A 19,204-nucleotide genomic window follows, 5' to 3' on the forward strand; every position below is an offset into this window, starting at 1 on the left:
TGCATTTTCGAAAGGCATCGCCATGAATTCCCGCTTTTTAAACCTGATTCTTGTCAGCATGCTGGGCCTGCTCCTCACAGGTTGCGGCTACAACGACTTTCAGCGCCTGGATGAACAAACCAAATCGGCCTGGTCCGAAGTGCTGAACCAGTACCAGCGCCGCGCCGACCTGGTGCCCAACATTGTGGCCACGGTCAAGGGCGAAGCCGCTTTTGAACAGGACACCCTGACCAAGGTGATTGAAGCACGCGCCAAGGCCACCTCCATCCAGGTGACGCCGGAGACCCTGAACAACCCGGCCGCCTTCCAGAAATTCCAGGCGGCACAAGGCGAACTCGGCAGTGCGCTGAGCCGCCTGATGGTGGTCAGTGAACGTTATCCCGACCTCAAGGCCAACCAGGGCTTTCGCGACCTGCGCGTGCAGCTGGAAGGCACTGAGAACCGCATCACGGTGGCACGCAACCGTTATATCCAGGCGGTGCAGGAGTACAACGTGCTGACGCGCAGCTTTCCAAGCAACCTGACGGCCATGATCTTCAGCTACAACGTCAAGCCGAACTTCACTGTGGCCAATGAGGCGCAGATTTCCGCGCCGCCGGTGGTGGACTTCACCAAGAAATAAGTTTACGGGTCCTGACGTGCAGCAACTAGCGGGTTGGATGTCTCGCCGCAGCCTCCGCTGGGTACCGGCGTTGCTGCTTGCCGTGTGGCTGCCACTTGCGGCATGGGCGCAAGGCGTACAGCCGGTGCCGGCCCTCACAGCCCATGTCATGGACAGCACCGGTACGCTGGACACCGCGCAGCGCGCAGCACTGGAAGCCAAACTCACGGCGTTCGAGCAAAGCCGCGGGGCACAGGTGGTGGTGCTCATCGTGCCGAGCACCCAGCCCGAAGACATCGCAGCCTATGCCCAGCGCGTAGGCGATACCTGGAAAATAGGCCGCAAGGACGTGGGCGACGGCCTGTTGCTGGTCGTGGCCAAAAACGACCGCAAGGTTCGTATCGAAACTACCAAGGCGCTGGAAGGTGCCATTCCAGACCTCGCGGCGCGCCAGGTGATAGACACTGCCATCACCCCACGCTTCAAGCAAGGCGATTTTGCCGGTGGGCTGGATGCCGCGGCTGGCCAGATCATGGCGCTGATCAGCGGTGAAAACCTGCCGGCGCCCCAGCGAAAGAAAACGTCAGGCATAGCGGACAGCGGCTTTGAGTGGACTGACCTCGCGGTGTTCCTCTTTTTTGCCGTGCCAATTGGCGGGCGCCTGGCAGCCGGACTGCTGGGACGAAAGCTGGGTTCCATCGCCACCGGTGGCGCCGTCGGGGTGCTGGCCTGGGTGTTCACCAGCAGCCTGGTCGTGGCCGGCCTGGCGACAGTGGCGGCCATGGTGTTTGCGCTGGTGGCCAGTCTGGGGGCCTTGAGCCGCGGCGGCCGCTCCGGCGGCTGGACCACCGGTGGCTTTGGCGGTGGATTTGGCGGCGGCAGCAGCGGGGGAAGCTGGGGCGGCGGCGGATTCAGCAGTGGCGGCGGCGGTGATTTCGGCGGCGGCGGCGCGTCAGGAGATTGGTAGGCATCATGTCAGGCAAGCTCAAAACCTTTCTCAAACACCTGTGGCTGGATGCCTCCGATGCCCAGCGCGTCATTGCACCTGACATGCTTGACCGGCTGGCCAGGCGGGTGGCAGCCAGCGAGCGAAGGCACAGCGGCGAGATCCGCATCTGCGTGGAAGCTTCGCTGCCGATGAGCTATCTGTGGCGGCTGGGCAAGCACCAGTCCATCGGCCAGCTCACGCGCCAGCGCGCAGTCACGATGTTTGGCAAATTGCGGGTGTGGGACACCGAGCACAACAACGGCGTGCTGATCTATGTCTTGCTGGCCGAACATGCCATTGAAATAGTCGCGGATCGCGGCGTGGCACGGCATGTAAGCCAGGAGCAGTGGCAAGCCATGATGGCCCGCATGGCCAAGGCGTTCAGGGAAAAACGGTATGAGGACGGATTGACGCAGGCACTGGAAGAAACCTCTGCGCTGCTGATGACGCATTTTTCCGGCGACGGCACGCCGGGCAGCGCATTGCACAACCCGAACGAACTGCCTGACGCGCCTGTGCTGCAATAGCCGGCTGGTAGCCGCTGCGCGCCTGGAACCGATAAGGCCGCGTCAAGGCGCCAGAACCACGACCAACACAAAGAGAGCAACCACGGCGAGCGCGGCCCGCGCCAGCCATGTCTTGCGCACGCGCCTGGCCGGACGTCCTGGTGCTTCTTCTCCCCATATCAGGCTGTCTAGAAGACTGTCCATTTCGCACCTCCTTGTTGGCTTGACCCACCACCACGATAAGGGGCAGCCCGCTCCATGGCTGTCATTTAGGGTGTCTAGTTGTTACTTCGCCGGACCAGACACGTCATTTTTCAGCGAACGCTTCATATTTGATAGCTGCCTGTGCACAGCCTATATGGGGATAGCCGCATATTTCTCCTGAGTGTGCATGCCTTCGAGGATCCGCATGGTGAAATGCGCATGTGGCGCCGCAGCCACTGCGCATCGACCCCAGATCCACAACCAGCCGCCGTCATTGCCACAGGACGAGGTACACCTGCATGCCGCGCTTGCTGCCAGGCAACCCGTGTCATTCATCGGCAACGGCCAGTCTCACCCAACCAGGGCATCTTCCGTATCAGGTGCACGGCCTGTGCCTGCTGGGCGCGGCCTACGGGACAGTCGGTGCTTGGGCGGGTGCAGATTTTTCACGCGACAATTCGCTATTATTTTGATAGCAACTTGCGCATGTTTATAAGGGGCTAGGGCCGTAAAACTCCAAGAATGGCCAACCAGAGGCGTACATTTGCCATCCCCCAAGTTGACAGGGAGCAGACCTGACTGCCTCGCTGGAACCGTTTGTACCTCGCGCCGGAATTTGAAGGACTTCCAGCCGCGCGCCCCGATGCCGCTGTCTGGTGCGGCTTGAGCAGCGGGGCAGGCCGTATTCATGGTGGAAGCAACGCGGCCAGTGTTTCCAGCGTGTCGGCCTCTTCCACCGGCTTGTCTTCGCGCCAGCGGAGCATGCGCGGAAAGCGCACGGCGATGCCACTCTTGTGTCTGCTGCTGCGCGCAATGCCTTCAAAGCCGAGTTCGAACACCAGCGTGGGCTTGACGCTGCGCACGGGCCCGAAGCTTTCGACCGTGGTCTTGCGGATCACCGCGTCGACACGGCCCATCTCCTCGTCGGTCAGGCCCGAGTAGGCCTTGGCAAAGGGAACGAGCTTGCGATCCGGCGTGCCGGGCGCTGCATCCCAGACGGCGAAGGTGTAGTCGCTGTAGAGGCTGGCGCGCCGGCCGTGGCCGCGCTGCGCATAAATCAGCACTGCGTCCACGCTGAACGGGTCTATCTTCCACTTCCACCAGGTGCCGACGTCCTTGGTGCGGCCCACGCCGTAGGCGGCCTGCCGCTGCTTGAGCATCAAACCTTCGACGCCCATCTCGCGCGCGGCTTCGCGCTGGCGCGCCAGGTCCTGCCAGCTCTCGCCGGTCAGCATCGGGCTGGCGATTAGCTGCGGGTGTTGCAGCTGCGTGACCAGCTCGTCCATCAACACGCGGCGTTCCACCTGCGGTAAGGCGCGCAGGTCCCGGCCCTGCCACTCAAGCAGGTCGTAAGCCAGCAACACCACCGGGATGTCGCGCAGCAGCTTCGGGCCCAGCGTCTTTCGGCCTATGCGTTTTTGCAGCTCGGCGAAGGGCCTGACCTTGTCTTCGCGCCAGACGGCGATTTCGCCGTCGAGCACCGTGCCGTCGGGAAGCGTCTCGCCCATGGCGGCGAGTTCGGGAAAGCGTTCGGTCACAAGCTCCTCCCCGCGCGACCACAACCAGACCTGGCCCGCGCGTTTGACGAGTTGCGCGCGTATGCCGTCCCACTTCCATTCGACCAGCCAGCCGGCCGATGGACCCAGCAGCGCATCGAACTGCTCGACGTCGGCGTTGAAGGGATGCGCGAGAAAGAAGGGATAGGGCTGGCCGCTGGTCTTCTGGTCCAGCTCACCGTTGCTTTCTGCGGAAACCAGCGCGGCATAGTCGGCGGCTGTGGGCTGGCCGCTGATGTGGGTGTAGCCCATAAGGCGCTGGGCCACGCGCTTGGCGTCGACACCAGCCACGGCTGCCAGCGCCTGCGTCACCTGCAGGCGCGAGACGCCGACGCGAAAGCTGCCGGTCATGAGCTTGAAGTAAACCAGCCGCTCCTCGGCGAGGCGGTGCCACTGCGCGCGCAAGGTATCAGGCAATGCATCCGGATGGTTTTTACCCAAAGCCCGCAGCGGCAGCAGGTGCTGCTCCACCCAGGCGGCGAGGCCCAGGTCATGCTGCTCGGTGGGTGGCGGCAGCAGCAGCGAAATCGTCTCTGCGAGGTCACCCACGGCCTCGTAACTCTCGTCGAACAGCCATTCGGGCAGGCCGGCGGCCTCCTGCGCGAGCAGGCGAAGCAGCTTGGTCGGCACCAGCTGGCGCGGTTTGCCGCCGGCCAGGAAATAGACGGCCCAGGCTGCGTCGCCTGGAGCGGCATCCTGCAGGTAGCGCTGCAGTGCCGCCTGCTTGGCCAGGCTGGAGGTGGTCGCGTCGAGTTCGCGGTAAAGCGCGGCGAAGGCCTTCATGCGTCGCCGGTTTTTTCACCGTCCGCAGTCGTGGCCGCCGCCGTTTGTGCCGGGGCTTCAGCTTGGGCCCGGTCGGCCACGTCCTCGTCTCCATACTCAGTCTTGAAACCTTCGGCCTGCAGGCCCAGCTCCCTGAGCCAGCGCACCATCACTGCAACGCTGCCGTGCGTGACCATGACGCGCCCGGCACCGGTGCCGGCGATGGCGTTCTGCAGGCCGGGCCAGTCGGCATGGTCGGACATGACAAACCCGCGGTCCACACCGCGGCGCCGCCGCGTGCCGCGCAATTGCATCCAGCCGCTGGCGAAGGCGTCCGAGTAATTACCGAAGCGCCGCATCCACGGCGTTCCCTGGGCCGAGGGCGGCGCCAGCACCAGGGCGCGCTTGAGCAGCGCAGGTGTGACGCCGGCATCGGTCACGCGCAGCGTGGGTGGCAAGGCGACGCCGGCCACGCGGTACACCGCATTGAGCGGCTCGACCGCGCCGTGCATGATGAGGGGCCCTATGCCGGCGTCCACGCCGTGCAGGATGCGCTGCGCCTTGCCGAAGGCGTAGCAGAACAGCACCGACGCGCGACCTTCATCCGCATTGCCCCGCCACCAGGCGTTGATCTCCGCGAACAGCGCCTGCTGCGTGGGCCAGCGGTAGATCGGCAGGCCGAAGGTGGACTCGGTGATAAAGGTGTCGCAGGGCACGGGCTCAAACGGCGCGCAGGTGCCGTCGGCGTCGAGTTTGTAGTCGCCCGAGGCGACCCACACTTCACCGCGGAACTCCACCCTGACCTGCGCCGAGCCCAGCACATGGCCGGCCGGGTGCAGCGAGATCTTGACGCCGTTGCGTTCCTGCGTTTTGCCGTAAGCCAGGGTCTGGAGCCTGATCTCCCCGAGCCGCGTGCGCAGCGTGCCTTCGCTGTCGGCGTGCGCCAAATAGTTGCCGTGGCCGGCGCGCGCGTGGTCCGAGTGGGCATGCGTGATCACGGCATGGCCGACAGGCCGCCACGGGTCGATGTAAAAATCGCCCGCCGCGCAATACAGGCCTTCCGGCCTTGCCACGATCAGGTCCATGCTGTGCGCTCGCTCCGTGCATGCAGTTCGGGAACCGAAGCCAATACACCGGCGCCGGTCAGGCAATGATGCTAATCTGGCCGTTTCCGGCTTACTGAGCGCCACAAGGCGTTTGTACTGTCAGCAAGGGCTTACATTTCATGTCGCCCGGCCATGAAAAAAGCCCCTGACTTTCGGCAGGGGCTTGATGCGATCCGTTAGACCGGAGGCTTGTTTGTCTGTTACTTCTTCTGGCGATACTTGCGCAGGGCGGCGATCTGCGCGGCCATGACGGCAAGCTCGGACTGGGCCATGGCGATGTCGATGTCGCTCTTGGCGTTCTTCAGCGCTTCTTCGGCTGCAGCCTTGGCTTCGCTGGCCTTGGTCTCGTCCAGGTCCTTGCCGCGGATGGCGGTGTCGCTCAAGACCGTCACGCAGTTGGGCTGCACTTCGAGCAGGCCGCCAGCCACGAAGACGAATTCTTCCGTGCCGTCGGCCTTTTCAATGCGCACGGCGCCCGGCTTGATGCGGGTGATCAGCGGCGTGTGGCGCGGGTAAATGCCCAGCTCGCCAGCCTCGCCGGGCAATGCCACGAACTTGGCTTCGCCCGAGAAGATGGACTCTTCTGCGGATACGACGTCGACGTGAATGGTGCTCATACGTACTCCAATTAAAAAGGGGGATGGAAAGTGGTCAGTTGAGATGAGCCGCTAGGCGGCGCGCGGAAATGTGCAAATGCACATTGAGCACGCCAACAACGCGGATCGCCCAAATGGCCGCTTTACGCCACCTTTTTGGCTTTTTCGAAGGCTTCGTCGATGGTCCCGACCATGTAGAAAGCCTGTTCCGGCAGGTGATCGCACTCGCCGGACACAATCATCTTGAAGCCGCGAATCGTTTCGGCCAGGCTGACGTACTTGCCGGGAGAGCCGGTGAACACTTCAGCGACGTGGAAAGGCTGCGACAGGAAACGCTGGATCTTGCGGGCACGAGCCACGGCCAGCTTGTCTTCAGGGGCCAGTTCGTCCATACCCAGAATCGCGATGATGTCGCGAAGTTCCTTGTAGCGCTGCAGCGTGCCCTGCACGGCACGGGCCGTGGCGTAGTGGTCTTCGCCCACGACGTTCGGGTCCAGCTGGCGGCTGGTGGAGTCGAGCGGGTCCACAGCGGGATAGATGCCCAGCGAAGCGATGTCACGCGAAAGCACCACGGTGGAGTCCAGGTGGGCAAAGGTGGTGGCAGGCGACGGGTCGGTCAAGTCATCGGCAGGAACGTAAACGGCCTGGATGGAAGTGATGGAGCCGACCTTGGTGGAGGTAATACGCTCTTGCAGGCGGCCCATTTCTTCGGCCAGCGTAGGCTGGTAGCCCACGGCGGAAGGCATACGGCCCAGCAGCGCGGAAACTTCGGTACCGGCCAGCGTGTAACGATAGATGTTGTCCACAAAGAACAGCACGTCACGGCCTTCGTCACGGAAAGACTCGGCGATGGTCAGGCCAGTCAGCGCCACGCGCAGACGGTTTCCTGGGGGCTCGTTCATTTGGCCGTAGACCATGGCCACTTTGGATTCGCCGAGGTTCTCGAGGTTCACGACGCCGGAGTCGGCCATCTCGTGATAGAAGTCATTGCCTTCGCGGGTACGCTCACCCACACCGGCGAACACGGACAAGCCCGAGTGCGCCTTGGCGATGTTGTTGATGAGTTCCATCATGTTCACGGTCTTGCCGACGCCGGCACCGCCGAACAGGCCCACCTTGCCGCCCTTGGCGAACGGGCAAACCAGGTCAATCACCTTGATGCCGGTTTCCAGCAGTTCCTGCGATGGCGACAGTTCGTCATAAGCAGGCGCCTTGCGGTGGATCGGGGCGGTCAGGGTCTGGTCAACCGGGCCGCGCTCGTCAATAGGCGCACCCAGCACGTCCATGATGCGGCCCAGCGTGGCTTTGCCCACGGGAACCGTGATGTTGGCGCCGGTGTTGTACACGACGTTACCGCGGCGCAGGCCGTCGGATGTGCCCAGCGCGATGGTACGCACAATGCCGTCACCCAGCTGCTGCTGAACTTCCAGCGTCAGCGCGGAGCCTTCCATTTTCAGCGCGTCATAGATCTTGGGCATCTGGTCGCGGGCAAATTCCACGTCAACCACCGCACCAATACACTGAACGATTTTGCCTTGGGCTTTTGAAGCGTTATTCATATTGAAACTCCGTTATCAGATTTTTGACTCATTCCACCGAGATGGAAGGATCGACTACTGCGGCCACATGGCGCGCAAACGTCTCATACATTTGCGCATTGCGCGCGGCGGTTCCCAAGCTTGCCCAACTCGCAAGGCGGAACGTCACGTTAATCTGGCTGCTTTTGAGAATGTTGCCAGCCGCGTCCTTGACGATGACATCGGCCACCACAAAGTCATTGCCCGCGAACACGCCGGCGAAGTAGACAGCCGCGCCATTACGCACGCGCAGATCAGTCACATTCACATCAAGGGTTTGCTTCGAGCTAGACAGCAACAGCTTGCGTTTGGTCAGATCATCTTTGATCGTTGACTGCAACTGGTCTTCCTTGAAACCTGGATTGTCCCGCATGCGGGCGCGGGCTGCGTCCGAAATTTTCATGCTCAACCCCGCGACATTGGTCGCCGTCGAAGAGTTGCTGCTGAGCGTCTTCGACTTCGACGAGATGCCGCAACCGGCAAGCGCCAAAACTGAAGCCAGGATCACGGTGAGGATGGTTTTCATGCGCATCAGACCGCTGCAGCACCGGCAACGATTTCCGAAAGTTCTTTCGTGATCGCCGCTTGACGCGTTTTGTTGTAAACCAGCTTGAGTTCGCCAATCACGCTGCCGGCGTTGTCCGTTGCGGCCTTCATGGCCACCATGCGGGCAGACTGCTCGGACGCCATGTTCTCGGCAACCGCCTGATACACCAGCGCTTCCACGTAGCGGATCAACAGGTCGTCGATCACGGTCTGCGCGTCAGGCTCGTAGATATAGTCCCAGCCATGCTGGTCCTTGTCGGCCTGCAGGTGTGCTGCCGTCAAAGGCAGCAGCTGCTCGACCACAGGCTCCTGGCGCATGGTGTTGATGAACTTGGTGTAGCACAGGTACACCGCGTTGATCTTGCCTTCGCTGTAGGCGTCGAGCAAAACCTTGACGGGGCCGATCAGCTTTTCCAGGTGCGGCTTGTCGCCCAGTTGCGTCGCATGCGACACCACCTTGGCGCCCACCCGGTTCAGAAAACCGAGACCTTTGTTGCCGATGGCCACTGCCTTCGTGTCATGGCCTGCGGCCTGCACTTCCTTGAGCTTGCCGGTCACAGCACGCAGCACGTTGGTATTCATGCCGCCGCACAGGCCCTTGTCAGTCGTCACCACGATGAACCCGGTGGCCTTGGCGTCGTTGGACTCCATGAACGCGTGGGTGTACTCGGGGTTGGCCTGACTCAGGTTGGCGGTGATGTTACGGATCTTGTCGCTGTAAGGACGGGCAGCGCGCATCCGCTCCTGCGCCTTGCGCATCTTGGAGGCGGCCACCATTTCCATGGCCTTGGTGATCTTCTTGGTGTTTTCCACCGATTTGATCTTGCCGCGTATTTCCTTGCCTGCTGCCATATGGATTCCTAAGGGGTTCCTGAGGGTTGCTTAATTACTTGCTTGACGATGCGTCAGGCGAGATCAGGCAAACGACTTCTTGAACTCGGTCACGGCCGCGTTCAGTTCAGCCTCAGCGTCCTTGTCCATGGCCTTGTTGGCTTCGAGCTTGGCCATCAGGGCCGCGTTCTTGTCCTTCAGGAAGGCATGCAGGCCGTGCTCGAAAGCCAGGACCTTCTTGACTTCCACGTCGTCCATGAAACCCTTGTTCACGGCGAACAGCGTGGCGCCCATGTTGGAGATGGACAAAGGCGAGTACTGGGCCTGCTTGAGCAACTCGGTCACGCGGGCGCCGCGGTCCAGCTGCTTGCGGGTGGCTTCGTCCAGGTCGGAAGCGAACTGCGCGAAAGCAGCCAACTCGCGGTACTGGGCCAGGTCGGTACGGATACCGCCGGAGAGGTTCTTGATCAGCTTGGTCTGGGCAGCGCCACCGACGCGGGATACCGAGATACCGGCGTTAATGGCGGGACGAATACCGGCATTGAACAGGCTGGTTTCCAGGAAGATCTGGCCATCGGTGATCGAGATCACGTTGGTCGGAACGAAAGCGGACACGTCACCGGCTTGCGTTTCAATGATCGGCAGCGCGGTCAGCGAACCGGTCTTGCCCTTGACGGCGCCCTTGGTGAAATCTTCAACGTATTTTTCGTTCACGCGAGCTGCGCGCTCGAGCAGACGGCTGTGCAGATAGAACACGTCGCCAGGATAGGCTTCGCGTCCTGGTGGACGGCGCAGCAGCAGCGAGACCTGGCGGTAAGCCACAGCTTGCTTGGACAGGTCGTCGTACACGATCAGCGCGTCTTCGCCGCGGTCGCGGAAGTATTCACCCATCGTGCAACCGGAGTAGGCGCTCACGTATTGCATGGCGGCGGACTCGGAAGCGGCAGCGGCCACAACGATGGTGTACTCCATCGCGCCGGCTTGCTCCAACGCGCGCACCACGTTCTTGATCGACGAAGCCTTCTGGCCGATCGCGACGTAGACGCAGGAAACGCCCTTGCCCTTCTGGTTGATGATGGCGTCGATGGCCACGGCGGTCTTGCCGGTCTGGCGGTCGCCGATGATCAGTTCGCGCTGGCCGCGGCCGACGGGCACCATGGAGTCGATGGACTTCAGGCCGGTCTGCAGAGGTTGGTCTACGGATTTACGGGCGATCACGCCAGGCGCGACCTTTTCAATCACATCAGTAAGTTTGGCGTTGATCGGACCCTTGCCGTCGATTGGCTGGCCCAGTGCATTGACCACGCGGCCAAGCAGCTCAGGACCCACAGGCACTTCCAGAATACGGCCCGTGCACTTCACGGTGTCGCCTTCGGCGATGTGCTCGTACTCGCCCAAAATCACGGAGCCGACGGAGTCGCGCTCAAGATTCAGCGCCAGGCCGTAGGTGGGGGTGCCATCAGCGGTTGCGGGGAATTCCAGCATCTCGCCCTGCATCACGTCGGACAAGCCGTGGATACGGACGATACCGTCGGTGACGGACACCACGGTGCCCTGGTTGCGAATGTCGCTGCTTCCGGCCAAGCCCTCGATGCGGCTCTTGATCAGTTCAGAAATTTCTGCGGGATTGAGTTGCATGACTCTTTCCTTCTTTCAGTATGTTGTTGGCTAAAAACCTGTGATGGCGCCTGGGCACCGGGCTCAGGAAATCAGCGCCACTTTCATTTGCTCTAAACGGGCTTTCACCGAGGTGTCCAGCACCTCGTCACCCACCACGACTCGCACGCCCCCGATTAGGGCCGGCTCCAGCTCAACCTGAAGGTTGAGCTTCTTGCCAAAGCGTTTTTCCAGCGTTGCCGACAGATCGGCTAACGCTGCACCGTCAAGCGCAAACGCACTATAGACAGTCGCATCGGACGAACCACTTTGCGCATTTTTCAGCGCGCGAAACTGCGCGGCGATTTCCGGCAAGACGCTGAGGCGATCGTTCTCGATCACCGTACGCAGGAAGTTCTTTGCGGCGTCCGGCAGTTTCGTCTTGGCAACGCCTGAAATCACGTCGAACGCCTGCGCCGAAGTCACGCTGGGGTTACCGGCGAACTGCTGCAGCTGCTCATTCGCAGCAATGGCGGCCAGCTCATCGAGCCAGACGGCGGTGCCGCCCAGGTCAGAGCCGGAGGCCTTGAACAGGGCTTCGGCGTAAGGACGGGCAATGGTGGCTAGTTCGGCCATGTTGATGCTCGCTTAGAGTTCGGTCTTCAGGCGGCCCAGCAAGTCGGCATGCACGCTGGCATTGACTTCCTTGCGCAGAATCTGCTCGGCGCCCTTGACGGCCAGCGCGGCGACCTGCTCACGCAGGGTTTCGCGAGCCTTGACGGATTGCTGCTCAGCTTCGGCCTTGGCGGCGGCAATGATCTTGCTGCCTTCTTCGGTTGCCCGGGCCTTGGCTTCTTCCACCAGGGCCTGGCCCCTGCGCTCGGCTTCAGCCAGGCGCACGGCCGCTTCGTTGCGCGACTTGGCCAGCTCTTCTTCCACGCGCTTGTTGGCGACGGAGAGTTCAGACTTGGCTTTATCGGCGGCAGCAAGGCCGTCAGCGATTTTTTGCGCACGCGCGTCCAGGGCCGCCGCGATGGGTGGCCATACAAATTTCATCGTGAACCCGACCAAAATCAGGAACACGATCATCTGGACAATAAGGGTACCGGTAATGCTCACTGCTCATCCTTTCCCTTGGGGCCCAGCCAATGGCCGACCCGAAGGAATGACATTCTTGGGACTTTGATGATTGCTTACTTAGGCAGGTTGGCGATTTGCGCCAGGAATGGGTTGGCAGTGGCAAACCACAGCGCAATACCCGTACCGATAATGAAAGCCGCGTCGATCAGACCGGCCAGCAGGAACATCTTGGTCTGCAGTTCGCCCATCAGCTCAGGCTGGCGTGCAGCTGCTTCGAGGTATTTGCTGCCCATGATGCCGATGCCGATACAAGCACCGACAGCGCCGAGACCGATGATGAGGCCGGCGGCCAGAGCGACAAAACTAATAACTTCCATGATGACTCCTTAGGACTTGGTTACGAGAGAAAAAAGAAACGAAAAACAGGGATACCTGATTAATGGTGATCGTGCGCCTGGCCGATGTACACCAGGGTCAGCATCATGAACACAAACGCCTGCAGCGTGATGATCAGGATGTGGAAAATCGCCCAGGCCGAGCCGGCGATGATGTGACCAATGGCCAGCGCAATACCGGTGCCCAGCGAGACGGAGGCAAACGCGCCACCCATCAGGGCGATCAGCAGGAAAATCAGTTCACCGGCATACATATTGCCGAACAGCCGCATGCCGTGCGAGACGGTCTTGGCGACGAACTCGATCATCTGCATGAGGAAGTTGAAGGGGTAAAGCGCCCAGTGGTTGCCGAAAGGCGCCGTGAACAACTCATGAACCCAGCCGCCAGCGCCCTTGATCTTGACGTTGTAAACCAGGCAAGTGATCAGCACGCCGAGCGACAGGCCCATGGTGACGGACAAGTCAGCAGTTGGCACAGAGCGCATGTAGGCGTGATGCGGATCAAGGCCGGCAGCGCCATAGATGGCAGCCCAGATCGCGGGGAGCAGATCGACCGGCAGCAAGTCCATCGCATTGAGCAGAAAAATCCAGACAAACACCGTCAGTGCCAGCGGGGCGACCAGCTTGCGGCTTTCAGCGTTGTGCACGATGCCCTTGGCTTGCGCGTCGACCATTTCGACCAGAATTTCAACCGCAGCCTGGAAGCGCCCAGGAACGCCGGAGGTGGCCTTGCGAGCAGCCTTCCAGAGCAGGAAGCAGCCGATCACGCCCAGCAGAATGCTGAAAATCGTTGAATCGATATTGATGACGGTCAGATCGAATGGGCCAACCAGCTCTTTGTTACGCCAATGCGTCAAATGGTGAACGATGTATTCACCAGCGGTCTGACCACCTTGTCCAGCAGCATTCTCAGCAGCCATTTATTGCTCGCCTCAAAGTTTATTGCGCCTGGCCGCGAACATTAACGCCAGCCAGGACACTTTCATTGTCACCACCAGGCCAACCAGCATTGCCGGCCAACTCAGCATCGAAACCAGCCTTGGAGCGGCAAAAAGCATTGCCACCGTCAAGGCGATCTTGACCATTTCCCACAAGAAGAACCCCATCACCGCAGTGCCGGGGTTCATCGACCAAACCTTGCCGGTCAAACCGCGCGCAAAGAGCGCCGCCGGAATCACCACCGCCAACGCCCCATAGAGCGCCGACCATCCAATTGACCGCTGCCCAGTCAGAGCCCAGGCGACACATGCCACCACAATTCCGGCTACCAACTGCCCCGCCAACACCGACCAGGGAGACACCTGAGGCCTCGCTTCACGAAGCTTTTGGGCTTCTTCGCGGGTTAGGGTCTTGAAACTCTCTTCCCCTGCCTCAAAGTCTTGTGCAACGCCCCGGTTTCCCGGGCTCGCTGCTGATTTCGCCGAATTTGCCATTCTGGACACCACAAATTACGGGAAAGTTACGCAAGCCGTTATTAGCAAAGCCCTTGATTATACGTAGAAACCCCTGAGCGCCCGCAAAACCCAGGGTTTGAATCTGAATTTGGGGCGATTGGGGGTTTTCATCCCGAAACACGGGCGCTGGTTCACAATCACCGCTGAAGCAGCACACCCGCCGGTATGCCCGCTGCGAATCAAATCCCACGAAAGATGCCATGCCCGCCCTGATGAAATTCCTGCACCTTGCTGCTGCGATTGCCTGGCTGGGCGGGGTCGCCTTCATGTTGTTTGCCCTGAGGCCCGTTGCCGCCGAGCAGTTGGCGCCGCCACAACGGCTGCCATTGATCGCACAGATACTCCGCCGGTTTTTTGGACTGGTCTGGGCAGCCATCGGCATCCTGCTGGTCACGGGCCTGGCCATGCTGCTGTCGGTAGGCATGAAAAACGTCCCCATAGGCTGGCACCTGATGTTCGGTATCGGTCTTTTGATGTTTGCCTTGTTCGGACATTTATATTTCGGCCCGTTCCGGCGCCTGAAACTTGCCGTCGCAACATCTGACTGGCCCGAGGGTGGCCGCCGTGTCGCACAGATCGCCACCCTGGCCATAGTCAACCTGGTCCTGGGCACCCTGGCGATCGCCGCGGTCATCTTTCTTGTTTGATGCCGGGGCGAACCGACCACCTTGAACGCAGCCCGTCATGAGTGCGCCTAAAAAGAAGGCGCCGCAGCCCACACACTGGACCGACCGGCTGAAGGCGTCCGTGCCCACGCGCGAAGTATTGGTAGCCAACCCCTGGCTCAGGCCTGTCGCACACCGGCTACTGGAGCCCCAGCTGTGGCGCCTGCAACATGAGGCCGTGGCACGCGGCGTGGCCATTGGCATTTTCTGGGCGTTTGCCCTGCCGTTTGCTCAAATTGTGGCCGCAGCCATTCACAGCGTCTGGTGGCGCGCTAATATTCCGGTTGCCGCCGGCATCACCTTCATCACCAACCCCTTTACGGTCGGCTTCTGGCTCTGGCTGGCCTACCAGGTGGGCGGCCTCGTCCTGGATGCGCCCCCGCCCATTCCCATGACGGATGGCGCAGGCATCATGGCCTGGCTGGCCTCTTTCGGCGGGCCCGCCATTCTGGGCATGGGTATTTTCGCCGTGGTCGGCTCCACTACCGGCTACCTGCTGGTCAAGCTTGGCTGGCGTATTCGCATCTGGTTCAAACGCCGCCGGCGCCAGGCCATCAGGCGGTAGACGTTAGACAATCTGGCTCAGGCCATCCCATCAGCCACCCCGGCACTTCACTTCATCTTCTTTCCAAACTTCATGACAACGCCTATTGCCAGTGCCCTTCCCGAAACACCCTGCTACCTCAACGGCGAATTCACGCCGCTCAAGGATGCAAAGATCAGCGTGATGGACCGGGGCTTCATCTTCGGCGACGGCATCTACGAAGTGGTGCCCGCGTACGCAGGCAAACTGTTTCGCTTCGCGCATCACATGGCGCGGCTGGAGCGCAGCCTCACTGAACTGCGCATCACCAACCCGTTGACCCGTGCCGAGTGGCTGGAAATTGCTCTTAAATTGATAGCTGGTTGCGCACAAACCACAGGGACTGCAGCCGAAAAAGGCAATCAACTGGTGTATATCCAGATCACCCGCGGTGTGGCCATGCGCGACCACCCCATGCTGCCGGGCCTGACACCTACCGTGTTTGTCATGTGCAATCCGATGAAACTGCCAGGCGAGGAGGCGCGCACAAAAGGCGTGGCCTGCGTCACCGCCGACGACTTCCGCTGGGAAAAAGCCCACATCAAAAGCACCAGCCTCCTGGGCGCGGTGTTTGCGCGCCAGATCAGCGTGGACGCCGGCGCGGTCGAGACCGTGATGTTCCGCGGCGACTACCTGAGCGAAGCCGCGTCCAGCAATGTCTGGATCGTCAAGGGCGGCAAAGTCATGGGCCCGCCCAAGGACAACCTCGTGCTCGAAGGCATCCGCTTTGGCCTCATCGAAGAAATCTGCAGCGCGGCGGGCATCCCTTTTGAGCTGCGCCGCATCACGCGCGCCGAGGTGCTGGACGCCGATGAAGTTTTGCTGTCGTCCGCCACCAAGGAAGTGTTGCCGGTGACCCTGCTGGACGGCCAGCCCGTAGGCCACGGCGTGGAAAAAGGCCAGCCCGGCCCCATCTACAAAAAGCTGTACGCTGAATACCAGCGCGCCAAACAGGCCTGAAAGGACCCCTTGCCATGACGACTTCCCCCGACCTCCCGAAAATCATCGGTGTTCCCGGTACCGAGCCTTCGCGCCAGGAGTCTTTGATCGAGTACCCGTCGCAATTCCCCATCAAGGTCATGGGCCACAAAGTCGACGGCCTGGTTGCGGCCATTACTTCGGTGGCGCACCAGTTCGACCCTGCCTTCGACGCCTCCACCATTGAACTGCGCGAAAGCAAGGGCGGCAACTACCTGGGCGTGACCATCACTGTCACGGCGACCAGCCGCGAGCAGCTGGACGAGCTTTACCGCACGCTGTCGACGCACCCCATGGTCAAAGTAGTGCTCTAGGCAGGCACGGAGAAGCGCCGTCATGCAGGCCGAAACACGCACTCTGGGCCGGGTCGACTACCTCCCGACCTACGAAGCCATGCAAGCTTTCACGGCGGCGCGCAGCGCGGAAAATTCAAGCGAAAACGGGCTCCAGCCCAATCAAAATGCGCGCGACCAGCTATGGATTTGTGAGCACCCGCCGGTCTACACCCAGGGGCTGGCGGGCAAAAGCGACCATGTGCTCAATCCCGGCGCCATACCGGTGGTGCAGACCAACCGCGGCGGCCAGGTGACTTACCACGGCCCCGGCCAGGTGGTGGCGTACCCGCTCATTGACCTGAAGCGCGCCGGCTATTACGTCAAGGAATACGTCTACCGCATCGAAGAGTCCGTCATCAAGACCTTGGCGCACTTCGGCGTGACCGGCCATCGGGTGACGGGCTCGCCCGGCATTTATGTGCGGCTGGACGACCCGGCCTCCCATGCCGCCCTGACGGGTCCAGTCAATCCGGTGGACCCTTTTCGCGGCCTGGGCAAGATCGCCGCTTTGGGCATCAAGGTCAGCCACCATTGCACCTACCACGGGGTGGCGCTCAACGTGGCGATGGACCTGGAACCCTTCTCGCGCATCAACCCCTGCGGCTATGTGGGGCTGAAAACCACAGACCTTTCTACAATCGGGGTATCGGCAAGCTGGCAGGAAGCCGCGGATGTGCTGGGCCGCAAGCTCGTCACCTACCTGGCGCCTTGAAACTCCCTGAAGCGCAAAGCCACCTGCCGCCAACACGAAAACACCTATTCATGAGCACACCTGACCCCCTCCAAGCCACGGCCAACCCCGTGGTCCGCGACGTCCAGACCGTGGAAGGCTACAACCCGCTGGCCAAGCAAAAGGCCGCGGCCAAGCTGTCGCGCATCCCCGTCAAGGTGGTGCAGGGCGAAATGCTCAAAAAGCCCGATTGGATCCGCGTCAAGGCCGGCAGCCCGACCACGCGTTTCTACGAGATCAAGCAGATCCTGCGCGAGAACAAGCTCAACACGGTGTGCGAAGAAGCCAGCTGCCCCAACATCGGCGAATGCTTCGGCAAAGGCACGGCCACCTTCATGATCATGGGCGACAAGTGCACGCGCCGCTGCCCCTTCTGCGATGTGGGCCATGGCCGGCCTGATCCACTCGACGTGAACGAGCCGCTGAACCTGGCCAAAACCATCGCCGCGCTGAAGCTGAAATACGTCGTGATCACCAGCGTGGACCGCGACGACCTGCGCGACGGCGGCAGCGGCCACTTTGTCGAATGCATTCAAAAAATCCGCGAACTCTCGCCCGCCACCACGATTGAAATCCTCGTGCCCGACTTCCGCGGCCGCGACGACCGCGCGCTCGAGATCCTGAAAGCCGCGCCGCCCGACGTGATGAACCACAACCTCGAAACCGCGCCGCGCCTTTACAAAGAAGCACGCCCCGGCAGCGATTACCAGTTCAGCCTCAACCTGCTCAAGAAGTTCAAGGCGCTGCACCCCGATGTGCCGACCAAGAGTGGCATCATGGTCGGCCTGGGCGAGACTGATGAAGAAATTCTGCAGGTCATGCGCGACATGCGCGCGCACAACATCGACATGCTGACCATCGGCCAGTACCTGGCGCCCTCCACCAGCCACCTGCCGGTACGCCGCTACGTACACCCCGACACCTTCAAGATGTTTGAAGAGGAAGCCTACAAGATGGGCTTCACCCACGCGGCTGTGGGCGCCATGGTGCGCAGCAGCTACCACGCCGACCAACAGGCCCACGCCGCGGGCGTGGCCGACAAGGCAGACGCGGCCCTCGCCGCCCTTTGATTTCCGCACCATGAACATGCCGCAAGGCTCCCTGTCACTGCGCCACTACGGCGCGTCGCACGGCAGCCATGCGCATGAGCACTTCCAGGTGCTGTTGAGCCTGAACGGCGTGCTTGAACTTGAAGTGCAGGGGCACGGGCACCGCATCGCGGCCGGCCAAGGCTGCGTGATCCCGCCCGGTGAGCACCATGATTTTGAATCCCGCGGAGGTGCACGCTGCCTGGTGCTGGACACCACGCAGAGCGGCTGGGCGCGCTGTGCCTACGACCCGGCCCATACCGCGCAAGCCCTGGCACTGGGCCATTACCTGGCGCATGCCTTGCAGCAGCGGGGCAGCCTCGCGCAGCACTACGGCCCGGCCTTGCTGCTGGAAGCCTGGCAGTCGCTGCCGGAGGTTTCAACACCCGCGCGCTATCAGCGCCCCATTCAATGGGAACAGCTGTCCACCTGGACACAGCAGCGCCTGCACGAACCGCTCAGCGTTGCGCAATTGGCCGCGCAGGTGTTCTTGAGCCCGACGCAATTCGCCGCGCGCTGCCGGCGCGAAACCGGCATGAGCGTGATGCAGTGGCTGCGCCGGCAACGCCTGGCCCTGGCCGTGCAGCTGCGCCAGCGCGGCATGAACGTGGCCGACACCGCGCTGCATTGCGGTTACCAGTCGCCTTCAGCCCTGACAGCCGCGCTCAGACGGCAGTCAGGCCAAAACTAGCCCTGGCCAAGCGTCATAGCGCGTCAATAGCGATAGGGATTGTTCGGCTGGCGGTCATACCGGTTGCGCACGCCGTCCCCATCGCGGTCACCCCGATACCCCGGGCCATAACCCGGTGCAGGGGCGGGCACCACTCGGTACTGCGGCCCGCTGTCATAAGCCACCGGATAGGCCACGCAGCCCGACAGGGCAGCCAGACCGACCAGCGACAGCAAGAGGATGGAAAGCTTTTTCATGAGGGTCTCCTTGGGTTTCATGCGATTTCGGTGAAATCTGCCACGCCATTGCAACCGGGGCGGGTGCCCGCAAGGTGTCTGCGATACGCCTGACGCGTGA

24 protein-coding genes are annotated in these 19,204 nt (G+C 61.8%); 10 read left to right on the forward strand and 14 right to left on the reverse strand.

The features are described from left to right. Window positions 1-22: 22 nt before the first annotated feature. Genes ACQ4MS_RS07635 through ACQ4MS_RS07645 form a run of 3 tightly spaced genes read left to right on the forward strand, consistent with a single transcriptional unit; the run spans window position 23 to window position 2,116 of the window. On the forward strand, window positions 23-622 hold the full coding sequence (locus tag ACQ4MS_RS07635) for a LemA family protein (RefSeq protein WP_431098816.1): 600 nt from the start codon (window positions 23-25) through the stop codon (window positions 620-622). Between the two features lie 37 nt (window positions 623-659). Continuing rightward, window positions 660-1,568 (forward strand): TPM domain-containing protein, encoded by a 909-nt coding sequence (locus ACQ4MS_RS07640; protein WP_431098817.1) that lies wholly within the window; start codon window positions 660-662, stop codon window positions 1,566-1,568. Between the two features lie 5 nt (window positions 1,569-1,573). Continuing rightward, window positions 1,574-2,116 (forward strand): TPM domain-containing protein, encoded by a 543-nt coding sequence (locus ACQ4MS_RS07645; protein WP_431098818.1) that lies wholly within the window; start codon window positions 1,574-1,576, stop codon window positions 2,114-2,116. Window positions 2,117-2,158: 42 nt separating this feature from the next. Here the strand turns inward: ACQ4MS_RS07645 and ACQ4MS_RS07650 are convergent, their stop codons facing one another. The 13 genes from ACQ4MS_RS07650 to ACQ4MS_RS07710 all read right to left on the reverse strand — a co-directional run bounded on the left by ACQ4MS_RS07650 (window position 2,159) and on the right by ACQ4MS_RS07710 (window position 13,777). Continuing rightward, the gene (locus ACQ4MS_RS07650; RefSeq protein WP_431098819.1) at window positions 2,159-2,299 is read right to left on the reverse strand and encodes a hypothetical protein; all 141 of its coding nucleotides are present in this window, start codon (window positions 2,297-2,299) and stop codon (window positions 2,159-2,161) included. A 686-nt stretch (window positions 2,300-2,985) separates the two neighbouring features. Next, a complete protein-coding gene (locus ACQ4MS_RS07655; protein ID WP_431098820.1) occupies window positions 2,986-4,638 on the reverse strand; it encodes an ATP-dependent DNA ligase in 1,653 nt (550 codons plus the stop codon). Next, complete coding sequence (locus ACQ4MS_RS07660; RefSeq protein WP_431098821.1) at window positions 4,635-5,702, reverse strand: ligase-associated DNA damage response exonuclease; 1,068 nt, start codon at window positions 5,700-5,702, stop codon at window positions 4,635-4,637. The genes ACQ4MS_RS07655 and ACQ4MS_RS07660 overlap by 4 nt, the downstream gene beginning before the upstream one ends. 221 nt (window positions 5,703-5,923) lie before the next feature. Continuing rightward, window positions 5,924-6,340: a F0F1 ATP synthase subunit epsilon gene (locus tag ACQ4MS_RS07665; protein ID WP_007868942.1), complete on the reverse strand. Its 417-nt coding sequence runs from the start codon at window positions 6,338-6,340 to the stop codon at window positions 5,924-5,926. A 122-nt stretch (window positions 6,341-6,462) separates the two neighbouring features. After that, window positions 6,463-7,878 carry a F0F1 ATP synthase subunit beta gene (gene atpD / locus ACQ4MS_RS07670; protein ID WP_431098822.1) on the reverse strand — a complete coding sequence of 472 codons (1,416 nt, stop codon included), beginning with the start codon at window positions 7,876-7,878 and terminating at the stop codon, window positions 6,463-6,465. Window positions 7,879-7,906: 28 nt separating this feature from the next. Next, window positions 7,907-8,422 (reverse strand): hypothetical protein, encoded by a 516-nt coding sequence (locus ACQ4MS_RS07675; RefSeq protein WP_431098823.1) that lies wholly within the window; start codon window positions 8,420-8,422, stop codon window positions 7,907-7,909. Between the two features lie 5 nt (window positions 8,423-8,427). Next, window positions 8,428-9,294, reverse strand: coding sequence for a F0F1 ATP synthase subunit gamma (gene atpG / locus ACQ4MS_RS07680; RefSeq protein ID WP_431098824.1), 867 nt, complete (start codon window positions 9,292-9,294; stop codon window positions 8,428-8,430). 63 nt (window positions 9,295-9,357) lie between these two features. Beyond that, entirely contained in the window at window positions 9,358-10,911 is a 1,554-nt protein-coding gene (gene atpA, locus ACQ4MS_RS07685) for a F0F1 ATP synthase subunit alpha (RefSeq protein WP_431098825.1), read from the reverse strand. Window positions 10,912-10,974: 63 nt separating this feature from the next. Beyond that, a complete protein-coding gene (locus ACQ4MS_RS07690; protein ID WP_431098826.1) occupies window positions 10,975-11,505 on the reverse strand; it encodes a F0F1 ATP synthase subunit delta in 531 nt (176 codons plus the stop codon). A gap of 12 nt (window positions 11,506-11,517) precedes the next feature. After that, window positions 11,518-11,988 carry a F0F1 ATP synthase subunit B gene (locus tag ACQ4MS_RS07695; RefSeq protein ID WP_431098828.1) on the reverse strand — a complete coding sequence of 157 codons (471 nt, stop codon included), beginning with the start codon at window positions 11,986-11,988 and terminating at the stop codon, window positions 11,518-11,520. A 74-nt stretch (window positions 11,989-12,062) separates the two neighbouring features. After that, window positions 12,063-12,326 carry a F0F1 ATP synthase subunit C gene (gene atpE / locus ACQ4MS_RS07700; RefSeq protein ID WP_007868969.1) on the reverse strand — a complete coding sequence of 88 codons (264 nt, stop codon included), beginning with the start codon at window positions 12,324-12,326 and terminating at the stop codon, window positions 12,063-12,065. A 59-nt stretch (window positions 12,327-12,385) separates the two neighbouring features. Then, entirely contained in the window at window positions 12,386-13,264 is an 879-nt protein-coding gene (gene atpB / locus ACQ4MS_RS07705; RefSeq protein ID WP_431098830.1) for a F0F1 ATP synthase subunit A, read from the reverse strand. Window positions 13,265-13,276: 12 nt separating this feature from the next. Further along, a complete protein-coding gene (locus tag ACQ4MS_RS07710) occupies window positions 13,277-13,777 on the reverse strand; it encodes an ATP synthase subunit I (protein WP_431098831.1) in 501 nt (166 codons plus the stop codon). A 221-nt stretch (window positions 13,778-13,998) separates the two neighbouring features. On the opposite strand from ACQ4MS_RS07710, the gene ACQ4MS_RS07715 reads away from it, so the two are divergent. The 7 genes from ACQ4MS_RS07715 to ACQ4MS_RS07745 all read left to right on the forward strand — a co-directional run bounded on the left by ACQ4MS_RS07715 (window position 13,999) and on the right by ACQ4MS_RS07745 (window position 18,868). Beyond that, window positions 13,999-14,445: a DUF4149 domain-containing protein gene (locus ACQ4MS_RS07715; RefSeq protein WP_431098832.1), complete on the forward strand. Its 447-nt coding sequence runs from the start codon at window positions 13,999-14,001 to the stop codon at window positions 14,443-14,445. 37 nt (window positions 14,446-14,482) lie between these two features. Further along, the gene (locus tag ACQ4MS_RS07720; protein WP_431098834.1) at window positions 14,483-15,028 is read left to right on the forward strand and encodes a DUF2062 domain-containing protein; all 546 of its coding nucleotides are present in this window, start codon (window positions 14,483-14,485) and stop codon (window positions 15,026-15,028) included. A 72-nt stretch (window positions 15,029-15,100) separates the two neighbouring features. Continuing rightward, complete coding sequence (locus tag ACQ4MS_RS07725; protein WP_431098836.1) at window positions 15,101-16,006, forward strand: D-amino acid aminotransferase; 906 nt, start codon at window positions 15,101-15,103, stop codon at window positions 16,004-16,006. Between the two features lie 14 nt (window positions 16,007-16,020). Further along, a complete protein-coding gene (locus ACQ4MS_RS07730) occupies window positions 16,021-16,338 on the forward strand; it encodes a YbeD family protein (protein WP_431098837.1) in 318 nt (105 codons plus the stop codon). Between the two features lie 22 nt (window positions 16,339-16,360). Next, a complete protein-coding gene (lipB, locus tag ACQ4MS_RS07735; protein ID WP_431098838.1) occupies window positions 16,361-17,071 on the forward strand; it encodes a lipoyl(octanoyl) transferase LipB in 711 nt (236 codons plus the stop codon). Window positions 17,072-17,121: 50 nt separating this feature from the next. Next, on the forward strand, window positions 17,122-18,159 hold the full coding sequence (gene lipA, locus ACQ4MS_RS07740; protein WP_431098839.1) for a lipoyl synthase: 1,038 nt from the start codon (window positions 17,122-17,124) through the stop codon (window positions 18,157-18,159). A gap of 10 nt (window positions 18,160-18,169) precedes the next feature. Further along, entirely contained in the window at window positions 18,170-18,868 is a 699-nt protein-coding gene (locus tag ACQ4MS_RS07745; RefSeq protein ID WP_431098840.1) for an AraC family transcriptional regulator, read from the forward strand. 23 nt (window positions 18,869-18,891) lie between these two features. On the opposite strand, the gene ACQ4MS_RS07750 is transcribed toward ACQ4MS_RS07745, so the two are convergent. Beyond that, the gene (locus ACQ4MS_RS07750; RefSeq protein ID WP_431098841.1) at window positions 18,892-19,104 is read right to left on the reverse strand and encodes a hypothetical protein; all 213 of its coding nucleotides are present in this window, start codon (window positions 19,102-19,104) and stop codon (window positions 18,892-18,894) included. Between the last annotated feature and the right edge of the window lie 100 nt (window positions 19,105-19,204).

It is taken from the genome of Polaromonas aquatica (genome assembly GCF_050626995.1).
Taxonomy (GTDB): domain Bacteria; phylum Pseudomonadota; class Gammaproteobacteria; order Burkholderiales; family Burkholderiaceae_C; genus Polaromonas; species Polaromonas aquatica_A.